Genomic DNA, 19,354 nt, shown 5'->3' with positions numbered 1-19,354 from the left:
GCCAATTATTAAACTGGATAATGTCTGGAGAACTTACGAATTAGGAAAGACAGAAGTTCACGCTTTAAGAGGATTGAGCCTGGAAATTTTTCCAGGCGCTTTTGTGGCGATTATGGGGTCTTCGGGCTCGGGCAAATCAACTCTTTTAAATATTATCGGCTGTTTGGATTCGCCGACAAAGGGAAAAGTTTTTTTAAAAGGCAAAGACATTTCTTTAATGGCAGAAAGCCAACTGGCTCAATTTCGTGGTAAGATACTCGGTTTTATTTTTCAGGAATTCAATTTACTTTCTAATCTTTCAGCTATTGAAAACGTAATGCTACCCATGACTTTTCAGGGTATAGCCCAGGAAGAAAGAAAAAAGAGGGCAAAAGACATTTTAGTTTCCGTTGATTTGGAGGATAGGATTTTCCATGGGCCAGGAGAGCTTTCCGGAGGCGAACGCCAGAGAGTGGCTATTGCCAGGGCTTTTGCCAATCATCCCGAAGTGATTATCGCTGACGAGCCGACGGGAAATTTGGATTCTGTTACCGGGGAAAAGATAATGGAAGTGCTGACCGATTTTCACAAGAATGAGGGCAAGACCGTTGTCGTAGTCACCCATGATGCAAAGATCGCCAATTATGCCGAACAGGTAGTAAACATTGAAGACGGCATGATAGTTGAAAACCATTCCACTGCCAAAGACTATTTATGGAAGAATTAAAAGAATATTTTAATATTGCCGTCAGAAATATCAGAACAAGGTCATTGAGAAGTTTTCTTACTATTTTAGGCATTGTCATTGGCGTTTTTTTAATAATTTCCCTGCTTTCTCTGTCAGAAGGATTGAAATCAACGATAAACCAGCAGCTGCAGGCCATGGGCGGAGAAATGGTTATGGTTATGCCGGGCAGCGATGAAGATCTTCTTACGTCCATGATGTTCGGTGGCGCAAAGCTGCAGAAAGAAGACATTGAAGCGATTAAAAAAGCAGAAGGCGTAGACAAGGTTTTGGGATTTTCTTATACCGGAGCTATTGCCAGGTTTAAGGAAGAATCAAAGCAAATAGCCATCGCCGGCTATGATCCGTGGAAGGAAGGTTTGGATATTTTGAGCATTTTTCAGGGCTGGAGTTTGACCGAAGGAAGGTGGCCGAGCAAAGGAAACGAAGTTTTAATCGGTTCCCAGGTGGCCACTGAAATTTTCTCAAAGGAAGTGAAAGCCGGTTCGGAAATAACGATAAAGGGAAGAAAATTCCAGGTGGCAGGAGTGCTCGATTCCTTGGGCAGCAAGCAGGACGACAGTATGGTATATATGGATATGAAAGTCTACCAGGACGTTACCGGAGAAAAGCGGGGCACTGCTGCTTATGCCATGGTTAAGCTTGAAGACGGAGTGGATGAGAATGTCGTGGCTCAAAAAATTGAAGAAGCCTTAAGCGAAACAAGAAAGAGAAGGTCAGGAACCGACGAGGCTGATTTTTCCGTTATCACTTCCGAAAAAATGGGGGCGATAGCCGGCAATATTTTGGGCATAATTCAGATGGTCATTTTTGCTTTTGCCAGCATTGCCATTATTGTCGGGGGCATCGGAATTACTAACAGCATGTTTACTTCGGTCAGAGAAAGGACTAAAGAAATAGGTATCATGAAGGCAATTGGAGCGAAAAACTCAGCTATCCTTTTGATATTTCTTTTTGAAGCGGGCATTGTCGGTTTAATTGGAGGGATAGGCGGCACTCTGCTCGGTTCCTTACTGGCCAAAGGTATTGAATTCTATGGACAGGTGCATCCTGTTTTCTATTTTACTGCTTCGGTAAACCTCGGTTTGGTTGTTTTCGGCTTGGTTTTTTCTTTTATTATCGGTTGCGTTTCCGGAGTTCTGCCGGCCAGGACAGCTGCTAAATTAAAACCAGTTGATGCATTAAGAAGACATGAGTAAGCAAATATTAGAATATCCAAATCCAATACTGAGAAAGAAATCTTCTGCGATCAAGGAGATAACCGAGGAGGTGAAGATATTGGCCGAAGAAATGAAAAAGATAATGATGGAAAAAGACGGCATTGGATTGGCTGCTTCTCAGATCGGCGAATCAAAAAGCATAATCGCTGCTTTTTTTGAAGGAAAGTCGCAAGTTTTCATAAATCCAAAGATCGTGCGGAAAAGCAGAAAGACAGAAGTCATGGAAGAGGGATGCTTGAGTTTTCCTGGTTTGTTTTTAAAGATTAAAAGAGCTAAGGAAGTGGAACTGGAGTTTCTTAATCTGCAGGGGGAAAAAATCAAAATGAAAGTTGATGGATTGTCAGCCAGGGTTTTCCAGCACGAGATTGACCACTTGGACGGAATACTATTTATTGATAAAATGAGTTTACCACAAAAACTATGCCAGGTAGTGAAAATTCGACTGCTGCCTGGCAGCAAAGAAAAATAAATTTGTCGAATTTCTACTACCTAGTATGCCGCTTATTGAAGAGCTAATTAAAGATAACTGGCTGAAAACGCCGAAAGTGATAGAAGCTTTTAAAAAAATAAAGAGAAGCGATTTTTTGCCGGAAGACTCAAAGAATTTAGCAGAGATCAACGAGGCTTTGCCTATAGGATTCGGCCAGACCATTTCTCAGCCTTTGGTTGTTGCTTTTATGATGGAATTGCTGGATTTGCATGAAGGGGATAAGGTTTTGGATGTTGGTTCAGGCTCTGGCTGGACCAGCGCTTTGTTAGCTGAAATTGTCGGTAAAAAAGGAAAGGTTATTTCCCTTGATATAATCCAGGAATTGAAGGACTTTGGCGAGAAAAACGTTTCAAAATATAATTTCGTTAAAAAGGGGATTGTTCAGTTTTTCTGTCTTGACGGAAACAACGGTTATCCCAATATCTCCTCTCACCCTGAGTTTGTCGAAGGGTTTGACAAGATTTTAGCATCTGCTAGTGCTGTTAATATTCCCGATTCTTGGAAAAAGCAGCTGAAAATCGGAGGCAGGATTGTTGCTCCGGTTGATTCTTCAATCTGGCTTTTAATTAAAAAGAACGAAACTGATTTTGAAGAAAAAGAACATCCAGGGTTTATTTTCGTTCCTTTATTGAAAAAATGAACCCCGTAATACAACTTCCAGAATACTTCGTATTAAAATCTCAAACAAAGTTATTATGTTGAATATATTATTAAATAAAGACAGCCTTCAGGATATTTTCGCATTGAAAATGCTTGGAGGTTGATATACGGGGTGAAAAAATCTTTAATTTTAATTATTGTCGTTATTATTGTTCTGATTGCTTCCTGGCTGGTTATTTTGCCCGTAGAACAGAATTCTGAAAAAGAAGTTATTTTCAGCGTGGAAAAGGGTCAGGGTTCAAGGGACATCGGCTTGAATTTGGAAAATCAGGGATTGATAAGGTGGTCTCCTGTTTTCCGGGTTTATGTTTTGACTGTGGGAATGGCTTCTTATTTAAAAGCAGGAGAATATATTTTGTCTCCTTCAATGAATATGCCTCAGATTGCTGACAAGCTTTTTTCCGGCAATGTCATAAAGGAAAAGATCACTATTATTGAAGGATGGAGTTTAAGGGATATCGCTTCTTATTTTGAAAGCAAAGGTTTATTTGGGGCTGATGATTTTTTTGGATTGGTCGGTTCTCCGATAACCGGTTCTTCTTCAAAAGATTTTTCTGCTGATTTTGCTTTTCTTAGAGATAAGCCTGAGAATTTAAGTCTGGAAGGATATCTTTTTCCCGATACTTACGAGAAAACCAGCAAAGAAAGCATGGAAAGCGTTGTTGAAAAAATGCTTATTAATTTCGATAAGAAATTGAATTCTGAATTAAGAGAGGAAATTAAGAAACAAGGCAAAACTATTTTTGAAATAGTGACCATGGCTAGTATTCTTGAGAAGGAAGTAATAACTTTGGAGGACAAAAAAATAGTTTCTGGCATTTTCTGGGGAAAGATTGAGAATAGCGAACCCTTGCGCAGCTGCGCCACCATTGCTTATATCTTAGGAAAAGAAAACTGGACGTTTGACGAAATGAGATCAGAGATCGCTTCTGGTACAGAAATTGATTCTCCCTACAATACTTACAAATACAAAGGGCTTCCCTTGGGTCCGATTTGTAATCCTGGACTTGAAAGCATTATCGCTGCTGTTTATCTTCAAGATAGCGATTACTGGTATTATCTTTCCACCAGGGAAGGAGAAACTATTTTTAGCAAAACCTTGGACGAACACAATACGGCTAAGGTAAAGTATTTCAAATAACCTTGACAAAAATTCTAAAATACGTATTATTAGGTCACTAAAAGATGCCTGGTATAATGTTTATCATAAGGGAGCCCTTAATACCGGATCCCTTACTCTTTTTGAAACACTTGACAAGATTCTGGATATATAATAAATTAGTATTATCCGCAGACAGTGGGCGTCCATAAGACCCGCCGAGGAAAAGTTTTAAGTTTTTCTTGATTTTTGTCTGCGGAAAGCAGACATTTTTGTTTCAGTAGAACCATTCCATGTCGGAAAGGGGAATGAAGCTTTAGCTTCATTGAGCACCGAGAGTGGTCAAAGAGATAAATCTCTTTTCCCGCCTCACTGCGTTCGTCTTCTAAAGAGCGGTGTTAGCGGAGCGTAAGCGACGCGTGCCGCGATTAATTAAGTATTACCACTATGGCTCAAACCAAACTGCAAAAACAAAAAATACTTGAAGATTTGAAAGATAAAATTGCCAAGCAGAAAGCAATGATTTTTATTAGCATTGCCGGTTTAAAAGTGAAAGATATGTCTGATTTAAGGAAGAAACTGAAAGAGATTGGAGGTAATTTGCAGGTAGCTAAGAAAACATTGATAGAAAAAGCTTTAAAGGAAAAGAAGCTGGATTTTAACAAGAACAAATACAAAGAGGAAATAGGTTTGGTTTTCGGATTTGAAGACGAAATAATGCCGGCAAAAACAGTTTATCAGTCAGGGTTGGCTAATGAGAATTTGAAGATTTTGGGCGGATTTGTTGAAGGATCATTTAAAGATAAAGAGGACATAATTGCTTTGGCTCAGCTTCCGACAAAGCCAGAGCTTCTGGCAAAACTGGTGGGCAGCATTTCTGCTCCGGTTTCAAACCTTGTATATTCTTTGCAATATAATCTTAAAGGTCTGGTATATTTATTAACTATAATTAAAAACTAAGTTTTTGCAGAGCAAAAACGAAAGTGAAGATGAAGGCAAACCCCGAAGGGGGAAACTTCATCGACAAATAATATGGCAGAAGAAACAAAAAAAGAAGTAAAGATTCCTGAAAAGTTTAAAAAACTAGTTGAAGAAATTGAAAAGATGTCTGTTTTGGACTTGGCTGAATTGGTTAAGATTTTGGAAAAGAAGTTTGGAGTATCAGCTTTAGCTCCCGTTGCTGTTGTTCCTGTTGCTGCCGCTCCCGGCGTAGCTGCAGAAGAAGAAAAGAGCGAGTTCAACGTTGTTTTAACGGCTGTCGGCGAAAAGAAGATTGAAGTGATAAAAGTTGTCAGAGATGCCACTCAGAAAGGACTGAAAGAAGCTAAAGATCTGGTTGACGCAGCTGCTTCCGGCCCTCAGGTAGTCAAAGAGAATGCTAAGAAAGAAGAAGCTGACGAACTAAAGAAAAAGTTTGAAGAGGCCGGAGCTAAAGTGGAATTGAAATAAATTATCTTTGAATTAGAAACAGCGCTTTTTGAGAGGCGCTGTTTTTAATTTATTTTTCCACAATTTCTATTGACAATAGCTTTATTTAAGCGTATGTATATAATTAGTAGCCTAATTTTGGCTTTGTCAACTTCATAATGATTCACAAAAGGGGGTGATTATATAGAAAAGTAATACTGACTTTCAGGAAGAGACTGAAAAAATGAAAAAGGGGGTCATAAGCATAGTGAGAAAAATATTGTCTCTCGTATGCATTCTTGTTCTGGTTTTCGTCATATGCGTGACGATGGCTGCTCCAAGGCTGGTAGCGGCCGCGCCCGAAATGGTTCCAACTGACTATGGTGGGCCGACAGTAGCCACTATTCCTGTTGACGGCCTGGGTTCCGCTTACACACCGTCGGTATCAAATATGTCAAGCAGGAACCTCGCTGGTGTTTTGCTTTCCGGCTCCATAAACTATATACAATTCGGTTCGACAGCCGACTCCCTGGGAGCTGCAGTGTTCCGGCCTATGACGCAAGGAGGAGTATCCATTGGGCAGCAAGGACTTACGGCGAATTCAGATAACGTTTCTGCCGATTTTGTTGCCCTCTACCTGGCTTCTGCCATGCATGACAATTCACCAATGTTCAGCCCCGGCCTTACTACAACAACAAGCCACGGGCTGCTTCACCCTGATGTTTCGGTTGACTGCGCATTTGTCGCGGGTATGTTTTTCCGTGAGAGTTTAAGCCATGAAGTTATAGCCTGTTCTGGTAATTGCATTACATTTGATGGTATTTCCGAAGTAATAGCCAGATCGTCTATGTCGGCGCCGTTACTGTTGTCGCATCTACGCGCAACTTGAAGAGCGTTCATCGCTCTCGACGGTCGTCCATATAGCCATTGGCTTAAAAATGGCTAACTCTAGTCAACACCTGTGAATCTATTTAGGGTGGCTGGTGTCTTTTTCCGGCCACCCTTTTTCTTTTAGAGATTTAGTTTATAAAGCGTTAAGCCATTTAAAAGCCAGATTGTTTTTCCGTCTTGGGAAATTGAAAAGTCCAAGAGATTGTCGAATTTGTCGCTTTGGTATTGTCTGATTGTTTGTCCTGATTTATTTAAGATGATTATTCTTTTTTGCTCCGGCTCCAGGATATATAAATATTGGAGCTGGTTGGAAGTGAATATTTTTGAAAGGTTTTTTACGAAAGGAAAAGTTTGTATATTTATCGTCTCTTGCAGTTTGCCGTTGTAGTACCTTTCAATCGTGTTTTCCTTCGTTAAAATCCAAACAGAACCGTCAACTGCTATTGATTTGAACTCAACAGCAGTTTTTGTTTCCGGAGAAATCCAGGCTTCAGGATTCCCCCAGCTTAGATCTTGGGAGAAAGGGTACCTTATAATCGAATTGCTTTTGGTTTCCAGAAAGTAAAGGCTTGAGCGAAAAGAGGACAAAGCGTTAAAGTCAAAGTCATTTGAAGGCTCTTTAAGGAATATTGCTTCGCTGAATTGGCTGTTTTTCAGATTAATTAGTTTGTTCGGTTTTGAGAAAAAAAGTATTGAATCTGAGAGCAGGGTTGCTGATTTTATTTTCTCGTTGATTTGCAGGATTTCGTCTTTGTTTTCCTGGTTTATTTTAAGTATGTTTTTCGATAAAGAGCTGAAACAATATATTTCATTGTTAAATGAAATCATTTTCTGGGGAATGAATGTTTTCGCTTCAAACTTAAAAACTTCTTCTGGCTTTGGTATTTGTACGAAATTGTTCAACTTAGAAAGATCTTCTGAAACCGTGTTTCTTAAAACTTGGACTTGGCTGGCGACAGTTTTGGGCAAATTCAATGAAATATTTTCCAGGGAGGAAAGCTCGTCCCAGATCTCTTTATATATGTTATTGGCGTTTTCTTTGGCCTGCGGATTGAAATCAGCGATAATCAGATACGATTCTGCCTGGTGTATTTTTTCTTGAATCTGGTTGAGCTGTTTTTGGTATTCTTGGATGTCATTTTCTTCTTCATTTTGGAAAATGAAGAAGCCCAAAGCCAGGAAGGCGATTAAGGCTAAAATCAGGATTATTTTTTTGCTGAAATTCGGCACTTTTATTTTCGGCAGAGATAATTTAAGTTTTGCTATTTTTATCTGCGGTTTTCTGAAAGGTATTTTTATTCTGAAGGAAGGCTTTGGAAGCTTTGCTTTTTTGACCAGTTTGAGCAGGGGAGCGAAGAGATAAATCTCTTCTTTGCCTTCGCTTTTACGAATAAAAGCTCGGCGATTAAAAACTTCTTTAGCTGAGTTTCCTATGGAAGCGAAGCGGGAAAAGAGGACGGAGACCTCTTTGACCAGAGAAAACATTTTGAAGCTTTTCTTTCCAGCCATCATTTCTTTTTCTTTTGAGCTTGTTTGTTTGGTCAGGGCGATCAGCAGGCAGAGGCCGGAAGTTTTGGTTAATTGCTCTTTTTTTTCGTTTAAGGCCTCTTTGAGCTTTCTTTGGCTGAAGGGGAAAATAGCTGCTATTTTGCTTAAAAGATTTTCTTTTAAGAAAGCGTCAGCCATCTCTTTGCTCAGGATTACGATTATGTCGTTTTCTGCCAGTTTCCCGGAAACGATATTGCCGAATATTTTCAAAGGATAAGGCTCGATGTCGTCGAACCGTATCTTCTGGTCAATATCAACTATGTTGTTTTTTCTGAGAAGGAAGGTTTTAAAGTCGCCAACCTTGGTGAAATTCAAATCATAGTCTTTTAAAGAGACTACGGCAAAGCTTAAATTGCCCAGCCAGCTGACGTCTCCTGCTTTGGCGATTTTTTCCAGGTGTTCGTTGGCTGTTTTTAAAGTGTCTTTGAGCGATTTTTCTTGTGAGCCGGAAACAGCTTTATAGTATTTCTCTTTTATTTTTTTTGCCAGATTATCCAAGAATTTTAAATTCTGAGGCAGGACGTTTTTCAAAAGCCCGGCTAAATACAAACTGCCCATTCTTTTTTCATAGACGTTGCTCGGTTCAAAACAGAAACTGTCAAAAATAAAATCGTCCTTTCCTGTCCCGGTTTTGTTTTGTTTTTTAGGATTGAAATGGAATTCAAAAACCTGCATATTCGCATTATACATTTTTCTCTATTAAATTTAAACAGGAGTTGACTTTTTCCAATTTTCTTGGTACAATAAGGCCAATGATTAAGGGTTTTTTCGGAAAATTTAAGAAGTTGTGCCTTCCCTGCGGCGACAACAGATACAGGCCCAGGTTTTTGAGCAGCAAAGCTTTATTGTACTACGGCATTGGTTTGCTGGTTTTGAAGTTGCTCATTATTCCTTTTATACTCAGTTTTCCGGGAACCGTTTTCTTCGCTGATATCACCAAGAGCAGCTTGATACAGATGACCAACAATGCTAGGCAGTCTTCTGGTTTGACGCCTGTGACTGAAAACGCTGTTTTAGATAATGCTGCTTTTTTGAAAGCAAAAGATATGTTGGACAAAGGTTATTTTGCCCATTACAGTCCGACTGGAGTTACTCCTTGGCATTGGGTGAGTTTGGCCGGCTACAATTACAAGTCAGCCGGAGAAAACTTAGCTGTTGGTTTTTATGAGTCAGGCCAGGTTCACCAAGCTTGGATGAATTCTCCCGGCCACGCAAAGAATATCTTGAATCCCAATTACAAGGAAATGGGCATTGCTGTTTTGCGGGGCAATTTTCAGGGAGGCCAGACTACTTTAGTTGTGCAGTTTTTCGGCACAAAGCAGGCAACTTTAGCAACGGTGCAAACTCCGCAACCAGAAACCAAGGTTATTGAAGAACAATTAATTCCTGAAACTCCGGTTGTCGCTGGTCGGGAAGAAACAGTAGAGAAGCCGGTTGTAGAACCTGCTGAAGAATTAGCAGAGGAAGCTACGCCTTCAGAATTAGCTGTTGTTTCTGGGACAGCAGTAGTTGAGAAAAGCCCTTCTTTCTTCCTGTTTCAGTTCATTACAAGCGATTATTACGACTGGATTCAGAAGATCATTTACGGTTCTTTGATTTTAATTATTCTTGCCTTATTAATTACTTTTCTTTGCGATTTATTTGTTTATCGCAAATTTGAAATTCAATACAAAGATATTATTCTGAAAGGAGCCGGATTTACTGCTTTGTGGCTTGTTTTGCTTTTCTTGGACAAGATGATAATTATTCAGCTGATTGCCCAAAACTTCAGGATTAACTAATATGCCAGGTAGTGAAAATTCGACCACTGCCGCGGCAGTAAAAAAAATAATAATTTGTCGAATTTCTACTACCTGGTATGGAGATTAAAAAACTTTGGAAAGCTTTTGCTTTCTTATTTTTATTGATGCTGTTGATTTTTAACTGGAGCAATATCTCCTGGGTTTTTAATTATCGGGTAATTTCTAGTTTATTTTCAGATACTTTTAATACAGAGAAAGTTATTCAGAATGATGCTTCTAATATTGTTGTTTTGGAAGATCAAGGAGAGTATTACGAAAAAGAGAATTCTGTGGAAATTCCAAAGATTGAGATTTTTGCGCCTTTGGTATCCAGCCAGAGTGCAGAGCAGACAGATATGCAGCAAGCTTTAAATACTGGCGTAGTTTTATTCCCTGACTCTGTTTTACCAGGGGAATCGGGCCAAACCATAGTCTTGGGGCATTCAGCGCCAGTTGGCTGGCCGAAGATAAAATATGACGGGGTTTTCAGCCGTTTGAATGAATTGGTTGAGGGCGATGAAATAATTGTTTTTTTTAATAACAGGAAATATGTGTATATTGTTAATCGCAAAGTATTTTTGGAGAGAGGGGAGGAACTTTCTCAAGAGGGCTTGACAAATGATGAAAATATGTTAATATTAATCAGTTGTTGGCCTCCGGGCAGAGATTTAAGGAGAATCGCTGTGGAGGCTGAAATTGTCAAGTAATAAGCTGTTTGAAAAAATATATAAGGGGGAAGATTGAATGAATGAGAATCATAATACTACTACGATTATTGGCGGAGTCGCGATTTGTCTTTTGATAATACTGGGCGTGGTCGCGATTTGCTGTTCTAATTGTTTTTCTTGGACGCAACAGGCGCCAGTTCCGCCGGCAACACCGCCACCAGCAGCACAACCGACAACTCCAACGCCAGCAGCACAACCGACAACTCCAACGCCACAGCCACCAGTAATGGTGGAGTCCACACCGCTAGTGCAGACACATGTCTGCACTAATTGCAGGACCACCCTACAAGATGTGAGGGTGGAGCCCAGCTCTGTTTGCCAAGGGCAAATGTTTACTGTACTGGGCAGAGTGGGTTATATCTGTGAAGATTCCACTCCTGTCTATAAAGATCCAGTATTCTTTGTAGATGTGGATGGCAAATATGCCGGTTTTGGACATACAGACTCTAATGGATATTTCTCTTTTAGCCTGCATGCTTCAACTGCTATGTATCCGCACGGACGGCATTGGGTGAAGGTGAGGTCCCAATATGACAACTGTCGAGAGGCGACCGCAACTGCTTACTTTGGAGTAAGTACTTGCGGTAGATCATGTGGATGCATGGTTTGTCCATGTCCCACATGGTGTGGATGTGTGAGATGTCCTTGTCCGCAGCCCGTACCGTCACCAACTCCACCATGTCCTAATCCTGTACCTGTGCCCCCACCACCTCCACCAGAACCCAGTCCAACTCCAGAACCCAGTCCAACTCCAGGACCCAGTCCGAGACCAAACTAAAAGCAAACGCTTCACGCTTGACAACAAAGAGGTATTGATGTATAATGAGAAACATAGCTTCATTGTGCATCAATCCTCTTTATCCAATGAAAATTTGAAAAAGTTTTTATCGGATAGGGAGGATATATATAAATAAATAATTAAATAAATAATATGACTTACACAAACATATTCAAGTCAAAGTTAAATATCGTTCTAATATTAACCGCATTAGTCGCTTTTGGTTTTGGATTAGTTGCTGAAGTCAACGCCATAACTTGTCCTGCTTGTCCTGAATTCAACTGTGATGCAGGAGACTTAGAGCTCTTGGTTGTAAAAAACAGAACTCAAAGCACAAGTTGGCAGGATCCGGTTTCAGCTGGTTGTGGAGACAGAATCGCTTTTCAGGTGTATTACAGAAACTGCATTGAAGGAAGCGTAGCCAACAACACTAAAATCAGAATAGACTATCCTGACTATGATACTACTAACATTGTTACTACTGGATATTTGTGGGCTTATGACGCTGACTATATTTCCGATACAGGAACAGTTAATGTCAGCACTGCTCAGAAATTAACCTTTGATTCTACTGCTAAATGGTATCCTAACCAAACAACCAGCAACCCAACCATTCTTTCTATCACTCAGCATTACAGAAGCGTAGAAGTTAACCTTGGAAATATACAAGGCGGATGGTCTTACCAGGGTTATGTTACATTTGAAGCAACTTTAAGCGGTTGTTCTACTGCTATGCCTACAGTTGACATTAAAGCCAATGGCTACGATGGAACAGTAACCATTCCTTATAACAATTCAGCTACCTTGTCTTGGACCTCATCTAACGCAAGCTCATGTTCTGCTTCCAATGCTTGGACAGGAACAAAATCTACTTCAGGCACAGAAACAACCGGCACATTGACCTACTCAAGAACTTATACAATTACTTGTACTGGTTCTGGAGGTTCAACTTCTGATTCTGTAACAGTAAACACTGGATCTTACAGTTATCCTACAGTTGACATTAAAGCCAATGGCTACGATGGAACAGTAACCATTCCTTATAACAATTCAGCTACCTTGTCTTGGACCTCATCTAATGCAAGCTCATGTTCTGCTTCCAATGCTTGGACAGGAACAAAATCTACTTCAGGCACAGAAACAACCGGCAGCATATCTTACTCAAGAACTTATACAATTACTTGTACTGGTTCTGGAGGTTCAACTTCTGATTCTGTTACTGTTAACACTGAAGGCCAAACATATACTGACTTTTCAGTTGAAAAGACATTAAGAAATCTTTCTAAAGGTACAGCTTATTCAGATTTGATTTATGCTGACCCGGGAGAAGTGCTTACTGTTGGCATAGTGGTCAGAGCTGGAAATTCCACTCTTTATAACGTAAACGTTAAAGACACTTTGCCAAGCGGATTGATTTTCCGCGGCGAATTGAAGGTTGATAATATTTCAACTTCAGGAGACATTCTTAACGGCTTGAACATCGGTACTTTATCAGCCGGTCAGCAAAAGACAATCACTTTCAGAGCAGATGTTGCTTCAGCTGCAAGCTTTACTTTCGGCCAGACACAGTTAACCAACACTGCCTTGGCTACCAGCGCTTCTTACTCAAAATCAGACACAGCTAAAGTTGTTGTTTCAAGGGGAGCAGTAGCTGGAGCAGCCACTGAAGTTTCTACCGGTTTGACTAACAATCTTTTCTTGGATTCATTCTTACTGCCTTTGTTAGCTACTTTATTGCTTATCTGGCTTTTCAGATCAAGAATCGTCAGGTTTGAAGAGTGGCTGGACAGAAGGAAGAATTACTATGATGTTTACAAATCAAAGAAAAATCTTCAGTTCAAGATAGCTAAGATTAAAGCCAAAGAATTCTTTAATCAAAAAATATAACATTAAGACCCTAAAAGAGAGCGATATTCGCTCTCTTTTAGTTTGGGGTCTTCATTTTTTATTCAAAGATGATAATATATATTAATCGGGCAATTAGCTCAGTGGCCCCGAACAAATTTTGGACGGTTAGCTCAATTGGTTAGAGCGTCCCGGTCACATCGGGAAGGTTGTAGGTTCGAGTCCTATGCCGTCCACAGTCCAAAATTTAAACGGGGTAAATTAGAGCTAAGTTTTTGAAAACAGGCATGTCCCGTATACACTGAGCAAAGCGAAGTGTTGTGCGGGATTCAAATCCTGCATTGCCCACTATGAAATTTGAATTTATATTAGCTTTTGCATTGATTGCCTTGGCCATCTTTTACAGTTTGACTGAGGTTTTTCCTAACTTTGTAAAATAGGATGTTTTTCTTAAGGGAGAAAAAAGAAAAAGTGAAAAAGGACGAGAAAATCCGCGCCCATGTTTTTGTTTATGGCAGAGTGCAAGGCGTTCTTTTTCGCGAAAGCTGCAAGAAGAAAGCTGAAAAGCTGGGGGTTTCAGGATGGATAAAAAACCTTAGGGACAGCCGGGTAGAAGGCGTTTTTGAGGGGGGCAGGGAGAACGTTGATAAGATGGTAAACTGGGCCAGAAAAGGCCCGATTTGGGCTAAAATTGACGATTTTAGCGTAGTTTGGGATAATTATCAGGATGAGTTCAAGGGGTTTGAAATAAGGTACGATATTTAATTATGCCCCGTAATACAACTTCCAGTGTGTTCTTCTATACCTATGTACTTGAAAGCCTGAAAGATAATAAAAGATATATAGGATATACCAATAACTTGAAAAGGAGAATAGAAGAACACAAAAAAGGACTTTCTTTTGCTACCAAATTTCGGCTACCATTCAAACTAATCTATTTTGAAGGCTGTTTAAATTCAGAAGATGCCAAACGTCGAGAAAATTATTTAAAAACAACTCAGGGGCTAAGGTTTCTGGGGTTAAGATTAATTCAGGACCAACGTCAAAAAAAGACGTTTGGCACTGGAAGTTGATATACAGGGTATGCCTTTGAAAGAATACATTGTTTCTCTTAAAAAATACATTATTATATTCAGTTTGCTTTTTGTTTTCTTTGTTTTTGTCGGATTCTTTTCAGCTCAAAGTTCTCCTGCTGACGCTGATGTGCTTTTAAAGAAAATTATGGAAATGGTGGAGCCGGTGGCTGAAATGACAGCTTTTGGCCAGTTCTTATTCATTCTTTTGAACAATTCTCTTATTTTATTTTTGGTTATTGTTTTCGGTTTGGTCTTCGGTATTTTTCCTTTTTTAGTTTTGTTTTCCAACGCAGCTCTTATCGGGGTGGTTGCTTTTTTTGCCAAGACAATGCTTTCCTGGTCTGTTTTCTTTCTGGCTACTTTGCCTCACGGCGTTATTGAAGTGCCGGCTTTAATTTTAGCTTCAGCTGTCGGCTATCGGTTAGGCCAGGTTGTTTTTGACAAGATTATCAAGAAGCAGGGGAGCATTAAAAAAGAATTGAATCTTGCTTTAATTTTCTTTTTAAAAGTTATCTTTCCTTTTTTGGTTTTAGCCGCTCTTATTGAGGTTTTTATTACCAGCAGGCTGGTCTAACAAAAAACCCGGGGGATCCCCGGGATTTTTGTTTTTGGATTATTTGTTGAAATCTCCTCTTGGTCTTTTCTTTGACCAGCATTCGCGGCAGTAAATAGGTCTGTCCGCAGCCGGTTCAAAGGGAAGTTCAGTGATTTCGACCCCGCAGTCTGAGCATTTCCAATCGCCCTTTACCATTTCTCGGGGTTTGAATCCTCTATCTGAATCAAATGCCATTTTTTTTAGGAATTTCTTTTAAAATTCCAACGTTCTAAACTTATATAGCGACCTTGAAACTTTAAGCCGCTGTACTTAACTACTACTTTAAATTTTTAGATCAAAGAGGATTTTGTCCTCTTTTCTCCCCTCATTTCCATTATGGAAATTCGGTGGTTAAAGACTCGCTTAAGCAAGCTCGACTTATCGTCTGGTAATCATTATATGCCATCCATAGATAATGTCAAGGATTTGACTTTTAATTTTAGAAATAGTAGTCTTATTTTTAAGGAGGTATGATTGCGGATAAAGAGAATATGGATCAAGCAAAAGAAACCAAAGAAAAACGGGAAAGGATCCAATAAGAAAGAGAATAATCGTAGAAGTGTTCATTGATTTAAAGGGGGAGAGTGGTTTTGCCACCTTCCCTTTAAAATTGGACAAACTATTCGGATGCTGTTAAGATTAAGAAAGATATAATCATTAACCGTTTAAATAATATGACGTACACAATTTTATTTACAGTTTTGTTCCTTATTATAATTTCAATCAAGCAGATCACCCAGTATGAAAGGGGATTGAGATTTACTTTCGGTAGGTATTCTGGCCTAATGGATCCTGGATGGAGACTGGTCTGGCCGATAATCCAGTTTTACAAAAAGGTTGATTTGAGGGTGAAGGCAGTAGACGTGCCAAACCAGGAAGCAATAACTAAAGACAATATTTCTGTCAGCGTTAATGCTGTTATATATTACAAAATCAGGGAAGCTGACAAATCTATCTTGGAAGTGGAGAATTTCTTTTACGCTATTTCTCAATTAGCCCAGACAACCATGAGAAATGCTGTCGGACAGGTTGATTTGGATGAGCTTCTTTCTGCTAGAGACCGTGTTTCAGAAAACATACGAGCTGTAATTGATAAAGCTTCTGATCCTTGGGGAATTGAAGTGATTAATGTTGAATTAAAAGACATTACTTTGCCAGAAGAAATGAAAAGAGTTATCGGCAAACAAGCTGAAGCTGAAAGAGAGAAAAGAGCAATCATTATTAAAGCTGAAGGAGAAGTAATTGCCTCTGCCAATATGGCAAAAGCAGCTACTACTTTGTCTGGAGCCACAGGCGCTCTTCATTTAAGAACTCTTCAGTCTATTAACGACGTTAGCTCCGACCAATCAAATACGATTATCTTTGCCGTACCTTTGGAAATATTAAGGGCTTTTGAAAAATTCGGCAAAGATGAAAAAAAATAGTTGTTAGATGAAAAAACCTCTTAAAAGAGATATCCAGCGTAAAGAGCGGAGATGGGGATTAGCCACTCGTCTTGAGCATACCCGGGTAAGCGGAAAAAGAAACAAACAAAAATAATCAAACTGAGGACAAGAAATCAGCGAATTCGCTGGTTTTTTGTTTCCAAAACAGGTTCTAACCCTTCGATGCGACTCAGGCCCATAGCGCCAGGAGGGTTAAAGAATAAAAAGCATCCAAAATTTGGTGTTTTTATTTGACAAAATACAATTTTTATGTTATTCTTTTTTTAGGACAAAAATTAAATAAGCAAAGGAGGCAAAAGGTGTTATATAGGATTGTAAATGAAAATGCAGAAGTACTCATTTCCAGTTTAGGCGGGACAGTAACGAGTTTCAAAGTGGGGAATGAAGATATTTTTTACCCCTGGCAAATGGTTGGCGATAAACCGAGGGGCGGTTGTCCTATCTGCGCGCCGTGGTTCGGCCAATCTGTGAGAGGGCCCCACGATAAGCATGGTCATCTGCGAAACCTGGAGGCCCTGGGACACAATTATATTGGAAATTCGCTGACTCTTTCCTTTAACCGTCTCGGAGATATTGATTATCCCTGGTCAATGGAATATGAAACCACGGTGAGTGTCGCAGGCAGTGGTATTATGAGTATACGGCTGAGAATCAAACGAATGAGAGATGGTATTAATCATCTTGCTCCGATATTGCCGGGATTCCATCCGTATTTCGTCTGCAACGACGCAAGCAAAGTTAAGGTGGAAATGGCCGGTGAAACCTATTCAGGCTTTTCCAGTGAGGCCAGGATGATTCTGATTAAAGACACAAAGATAAACATCCTGATGCCGGGAAGAAAGGTGGAGATGTCTTTGCTCGATAATTTCGAAGAGAGTTCTCACCTGGTCTTTTGGACTGACGCGCCGGAAAAATATTTCTGTGTCGAACCGATCCTGGAAGATAAAAGGATGTTCGATACGCCGGCAGGGCAACACCTCGAGCAGGGCCAATCCCTGGACTTGGTCGTTGCATTCAAAGCTTCTTGAAATCAAGCCCATAAGGTTCATTGGTCGTGGTGTTTATTCGAAAGGATGGGCACCACTTTTTATTTGAATTTTGGTTTATCCTGCTTGTACTGAGTAAATCGAAGTAAGCTTGCTGAAGGGTAAAAATGGAGGCTTGTCCTGAGTCTGTTGAAGGGGTAAAGTGAAAGCGAAGTCCCGTAGTGAACGCGAAGCGTTCTACTACTGGGAAAGGAAAATGAAAAAAACTGACCAAATTCTCTTTGCTATATATTCTGTAACTTCTAACAAAGAAAAGTGTAATTTTGAAAGATTAATTAAAGAATGTTTTACTCTTTTTCCTGAGACCTTTAGTTTTTCAAAATATCCTCAATGGCCAGATTCCCTTAAACTTGATCGTCAGCTTCGAACTCTAAGAAAAAGAAAATTAATCACCGGCGGTCCCAAAACCTCATTTTCTTTGACCAAACTTGGAAAGAAAATCGCCATCGAAACCGCCAAAAGCTTTAGACAGAGAAAGTTGTTTAAGTGAAAAATTATGAAAAAAATATTAGAAATTGGGGTAGTGGGCTCGACAAATGGAAGTGATTTACCGGCTATTGTTAAAAGCATTAAAAAAGGAAAATTAAAAGGCCTGGCAAGGATAGCTGTAATAATTTCTGATAAAAAAGATTCGGGAATTTTGGAAAAAGCAAAACATTATAAAATAGAACATTATTATCTTGGTCTCAGGGAGATGGAAAGAACTGATTATGATAAGAAAATTGCTGAAAAATTAGATAAATACAATGTTCAACTGATAGTATTAATCGGTTATATGAGATTATTTAGTAGTTGGTTTGTAAAAAGATATAAAAATAAAATAATGAATGTCCATCCTTCCCTGTTGCCTTCTTTTCCTGGCCTTGATAGAAGCGTCCATAAAGCTGTATTGGATTACGGGTGTAAAATTTCCGGTTGCACATTATTCTTTATAGATGAGGGTAAAGATGCCGGCCCAATAATAATGCAAAAAGCCGTTCCGGTTTATAAAGATGATAGTATCAATACTTTAAGGAAAAGAGTGCAGAAAGCAGAACAGGAGATTTATCCAGAGGCAATAAAATTATACGCCCTGGAAAAATTAAAAATAAAGACATGAAACTAAAATCCCTGCCAAAAACCTGCCGTCCCCGCGAAAAATTAATTTAAAAACCCCAGTAGTACACTTCAGCAGGCTCAGTGACTACGGGGCATGGGCCCCCAAAATTTAAAAGACGAGGATTAAAATATGGATTATAAAGATTTACAAAAAATTCAAAAGGAGTCCACGGAGCAGGTTTTGCCGCAACAGAAAAAGGTTTTGTCCGCGGCTGATAAAATAAGGCGAAAGACCAGTAATTTGCCGGATCCTACGCATCCGCCAATGGGTTGGAAAGATAATAAGGGCTACGACCATATTTTTCCGTGGATTCATTTACCCCGGTTACATCCGAGAAATCATGGCGACACGGTTATTTTCAATGCGTCCGATAAACCGGTAAGCCAGTTAATTTTGGGCGACAATTTGGAGGTTTTGCGCACTTTGCCGAGCGAATCAATTGACTTGATTTATATTGACCCGCCATTTTTTTCGGGCAGAAATTATAATGTCATCTGGGGTGACACTAACGAAGTTCGTTCATTTTACGATATTTGGGAAGGAGGAATTGATTCATATTTAGTTTGGTTCAATGCTCGGCTTTGGGAAATGCGCCGGGTTTTGAAAAAAACTGGTTCAATTTATGTCCACTGCGACTGGCACGCGAGCCATTATATTAAAACTGAAATGGATAAAATTTTCGGGTACGATAATTTTATTAACGAAATAATCTGGAGCTATAAAGGTGGAACAAGCACAACAAGATTTTTTCCCAGAAAGCACGATATTATTTTTTGGTATGGGAAAACCGATGAATTTAAAAATAATATAAATTCAGCCAGAGAGCCTTATGCAGAAAGTACTCAAAAAGATTTTTCGAAGAAAGATGAAAAAGGATACTATCGTTTACACTTTTTTTATCAAAATGGTGAAAAAAAATATT

General features: G+C 39.5%; 21 protein-coding genes and 1 tRNA gene. 19 read left to right on the top strand and 3 right to left on the bottom strand.

The features are described 5' to 3' along the window. Window positions 1–4: 4 nt before the first annotated feature. The 7 genes from ISS83_00110 (at window position 5) to rplL (ending at window position 5,642) form a co-directional block, all read left to right on the top strand. Window positions 5–706, top strand: coding sequence for an ABC transporter ATP-binding protein (locus tag ISS83_00110; protein MBL7142064.1), 702 nt, complete (start codon window positions 5–7; stop codon window positions 704–706). Then, the gene (locus ISS83_00105) at window positions 694–1,923 is read left to right on the top strand and encodes an ABC transporter permease (GenBank protein MBL7142063.1); all 1,230 of its coding nucleotides are present in this window, start codon (window positions 694–696) and stop codon (window positions 1,921–1,923) included. The genes ISS83_00110 and ISS83_00105 overlap by 13 nt, the downstream gene beginning before the upstream one ends. Then, window positions 1,916–2,413: a peptide deformylase gene (gene def, locus ISS83_00100; protein ID MBL7142062.1), complete on the top strand. Its 498-nt coding sequence runs from the start codon at window positions 1,916–1,918 to the stop codon at window positions 2,411–2,413. Before ISS83_00105 ends, def begins: the two co-directional genes overlap by 8 nt. A 25-nt stretch (window positions 2,414–2,438) precedes the next feature. After that, complete coding sequence (locus ISS83_00095) at window positions 2,439–3,074, top strand: protein-L-isoaspartate O-methyltransferase (protein ID MBL7142061.1); 636 nt, start codon at window positions 2,439–2,441, stop codon at window positions 3,072–3,074. Between the two features lie 132 nt (window positions 3,075–3,206). Continuing rightward, complete coding sequence (gene mltG, locus ISS83_00090) at window positions 3,207–4,235, top strand: endolytic transglycosylase MltG (protein MBL7142060.1); 1,029 nt, start codon at window positions 3,207–3,209, stop codon at window positions 4,233–4,235. 405 nt (window positions 4,236–4,640) lie between these two features. Further along, on the top strand, window positions 4,641–5,153 hold the full coding sequence (locus ISS83_00085; GenBank protein ID MBL7142059.1) for a 50S ribosomal protein L10: 513 nt from the start codon (window positions 4,641–4,643) through the stop codon (window positions 5,151–5,153). Between the two features lie 72 nt (window positions 5,154–5,225). Then, entirely contained in the window at window positions 5,226–5,642 is a 417-nt protein-coding gene (gene rplL / locus ISS83_00080; GenBank protein MBL7142058.1) for a 50S ribosomal protein L7/L12, read from the top strand. A 969-nt stretch (window positions 5,643–6,611) separates the two neighbouring features. On the opposite strand, the gene ISS83_00075 is transcribed toward rplL, so the two are convergent. Then, a complete protein-coding gene (locus ISS83_00075; GenBank protein MBL7142057.1) occupies window positions 6,612–8,729 on the bottom strand; it encodes a hypothetical protein in 2,118 nt (705 codons plus the stop codon). Window positions 8,730–8,791: 62 nt separating this feature from the next. On the opposite strand from ISS83_00075, the gene ISS83_00070 reads away from it, so the two are divergent. Further along, on the top strand, window positions 8,792–9,820 hold the full coding sequence (locus ISS83_00070; GenBank protein MBL7142056.1) for a hypothetical protein: 1,029 nt from the start codon (window positions 8,792–8,794) through the stop codon (window positions 9,818–9,820). Window positions 9,821–9,897: 77 nt separating this feature from the next. Further along, window positions 9,898–10,527, top strand: coding sequence for a sortase (locus ISS83_00065; GenBank protein MBL7142055.1), 630 nt, complete (start codon window positions 9,898–9,900; stop codon window positions 10,525–10,527). Window positions 10,528–10,575: 48 nt separating this feature from the next. Here ISS83_00065 and ISS83_00060 read toward each other — a convergent pair whose 3' ends face one another. Continuing rightward, on the bottom strand, window positions 10,576–10,788 hold the full coding sequence (locus ISS83_00060) for a hypothetical protein (protein MBL7142054.1): 213 nt from the start codon (window positions 10,786–10,788) through the stop codon (window positions 10,576–10,578). A gap of 691 nt (window positions 10,789–11,479) precedes the next feature. On the opposite strand from ISS83_00060, the gene ISS83_00055 reads away from it, so the two are divergent. The 5 genes from ISS83_00055 to ISS83_00035 all read left to right on the top strand — a co-directional run bounded on the left by ISS83_00055 (window position 11,480) and on the right by ISS83_00035 (window position 14,821). Next, a complete protein-coding gene (locus tag ISS83_00055; GenBank protein ID MBL7142053.1) occupies window positions 11,480–13,213 on the top strand; it encodes a DUF11 domain-containing protein in 1,734 nt (577 codons plus the stop codon). Between the two features lie 120 nt (window positions 13,214–13,333). Then, a tRNA-Val gene (locus ISS83_00050) sits at window positions 13,334–13,407 on the top strand. A 205-nt stretch (window positions 13,408–13,612) separates the two neighbouring features. Further along, entirely contained in the window at window positions 13,613–13,936 is a 324-nt protein-coding gene (locus ISS83_00045; GenBank protein ID MBL7142052.1) for an acylphosphatase, read from the top strand. Window positions 13,937–13,938: 2 nt separating this feature from the next. Next, the gene (locus tag ISS83_00040; GenBank protein ID MBL7142051.1) at window positions 13,939–14,244 is read left to right on the top strand and encodes a GIY-YIG nuclease family protein; all 306 of its coding nucleotides are present in this window, start codon (window positions 13,939–13,941) and stop codon (window positions 14,242–14,244) included. A gap of 10 nt (window positions 14,245–14,254) precedes the next feature. Continuing rightward, on the top strand, window positions 14,255–14,821 hold the full coding sequence (locus tag ISS83_00035; GenBank protein ID MBL7142050.1) for a stage II sporulation protein M: 567 nt from the start codon (window positions 14,255–14,257) through the stop codon (window positions 14,819–14,821). Window positions 14,822–14,860: 39 nt separating this feature from the next. Here ISS83_00035 and ISS83_00030 read toward each other — a convergent pair whose 3' ends face one another. After that, on the bottom strand, window positions 14,861–15,037 hold the full coding sequence (locus ISS83_00030) for a hypothetical protein (protein ID MBL7142049.1): 177 nt from the start codon (window positions 15,035–15,037) through the stop codon (window positions 14,861–14,863). A 479-nt stretch (window positions 15,038–15,516) separates the two neighbouring features. On the opposite strand from ISS83_00030, the gene ISS83_00025 reads away from it, so the two are divergent. The 5 genes from ISS83_00025 to ISS83_00005 all read left to right on the top strand — a co-directional run. Further along, entirely contained in the window at window positions 15,517–16,266 is a 750-nt protein-coding gene (locus tag ISS83_00025) for a slipin family protein (protein ID MBL7142048.1), read from the top strand. 320 nt (window positions 16,267–16,586) lie between these two features. Next, a complete protein-coding gene (locus ISS83_00020) occupies window positions 16,587–17,315 on the top strand; it encodes a hypothetical protein (protein MBL7142047.1) in 729 nt (242 codons plus the stop codon). Between the two features lie 214 nt (window positions 17,316–17,529). Further along, window positions 17,530–17,823 carry a hypothetical protein gene (locus tag ISS83_00015; protein ID MBL7142046.1) on the top strand — a complete coding sequence of 98 codons (294 nt, stop codon included), beginning with the start codon at window positions 17,530–17,532 and terminating at the stop codon, window positions 17,821–17,823. Window positions 17,824–17,829: 6 nt separating this feature from the next. After that, window positions 17,830–18,432: a phosphoribosylglycinamide formyltransferase gene (locus ISS83_00010; protein MBL7142045.1), complete on the top strand. Its 603-nt coding sequence runs from the start codon at window positions 17,830–17,832 to the stop codon at window positions 18,430–18,432. 129 nt (window positions 18,433–18,561) lie between these two features. Continuing rightward, window positions 18,562–19,354 (top strand): site-specific DNA-methyltransferase (locus tag ISS83_00005; GenBank protein MBL7142044.1); only part of this gene is annotated, 793 nt, incomplete at its 3' end.

This window comes from Candidatus Paceibacterota bacterium (genome assembly GCA_016782605.1).
Lineage (GTDB): Bacteria > Patescibacteriota > Minisyncoccia > Minisyncoccales > RBG-13-42-11 > BS750m-G71.
This window is presented reverse-complemented; position numbering and strand designations above follow the sequence as displayed.

Excerpts from the sequence above, each read along its gene's own strand:
- ISS83_00035 (MBL7142050.1), top strand. The coding sequence starts at position 14,255 with ATGCCTTTGAAAGAATACATTGTTTCTCTTAAAAAATACATTATTATA.
- ISS83_00065 (MBL7142055.1), top strand. The coding sequence starts at position 9,898 with ATGGAGATTAAAAAACTTTGGAAAGCTTTTGCTTTCTTATTTTTATTG.
- ISS83_00095 (MBL7142061.1), top strand. The coding sequence starts at position 2,439 with ATGCCGCTTATTGAAGAGCTAATTAAAGATAACTGGCTGAAAACGCCG.
- ISS83_00085 (MBL7142059.1), top strand. The coding sequence starts at position 4,641 with ATGGCTCAAACCAAACTGCAAAAACAAAAAATACTTGAAGATTTGAAA.
- ISS83_00025 (MBL7142048.1), top strand. The coding sequence starts at position 15,517 with ATGACGTACACAATTTTATTTACAGTTTTGTTCCTTATTATAATTTCA.
- rplL (MBL7142058.1), top strand. The coding sequence starts at position 5,226 with ATGGCAGAAGAAACAAAAAAAGAAGTAAAGATTCCTGAAAAGTTTAAA.
- ISS83_00070 (MBL7142056.1), top strand. The coding sequence starts at position 8,792 with ATGATTAAGGGTTTTTTCGGAAAATTTAAGAAGTTGTGCCTTCCCTGC.
- ISS83_00010 (MBL7142045.1), top strand. The coding sequence starts at position 17,830 with ATGAAAAAAATATTAGAAATTGGGGTAGTGGGCTCGACAAATGGAAGT.
- ISS83_00055 (MBL7142053.1), top strand. The coding sequence starts at position 11,480 with ATGACTTACACAAACATATTCAAGTCAAAGTTAAATATCGTTCTAATA.
- ISS83_00030 (MBL7142049.1), bottom strand. The coding sequence starts at position 15,037 with ATGGCATTTGATTCAGATAGAGGATTCAAACCCCGAGAAATGGTAAAG.
- def (MBL7142062.1), top strand. The coding sequence starts at position 1,916 with ATGAGTAAGCAAATATTAGAATATCCAAATCCAATACTGAGAAAGAAA.
- ISS83_00040 (MBL7142051.1), top strand. The coding sequence starts at position 13,939 with ATGCCCCGTAATACAACTTCCAGTGTGTTCTTCTATACCTATGTACTT.
- ISS83_00015 (MBL7142046.1), top strand. The coding sequence starts at position 17,530 with ATGAAAAAAACTGACCAAATTCTCTTTGCTATATATTCTGTAACTTCT.
- ISS83_00105 (MBL7142063.1), top strand. The coding sequence starts at position 694 with ATGGAAGAATTAAAAGAATATTTTAATATTGCCGTCAGAAATATCAGA.
- ISS83_00045 (MBL7142052.1), top strand. The coding sequence starts at position 13,613 with ATGTTTTTCTTAAGGGAGAAAAAAGAAAAAGTGAAAAAGGACGAGAAA.
- ISS83_00075 (MBL7142057.1), bottom strand. The coding sequence starts at position 8,729 with ATGTATAATGCGAATATGCAGGTTTTTGAATTCCATTTCAATCCTAAA.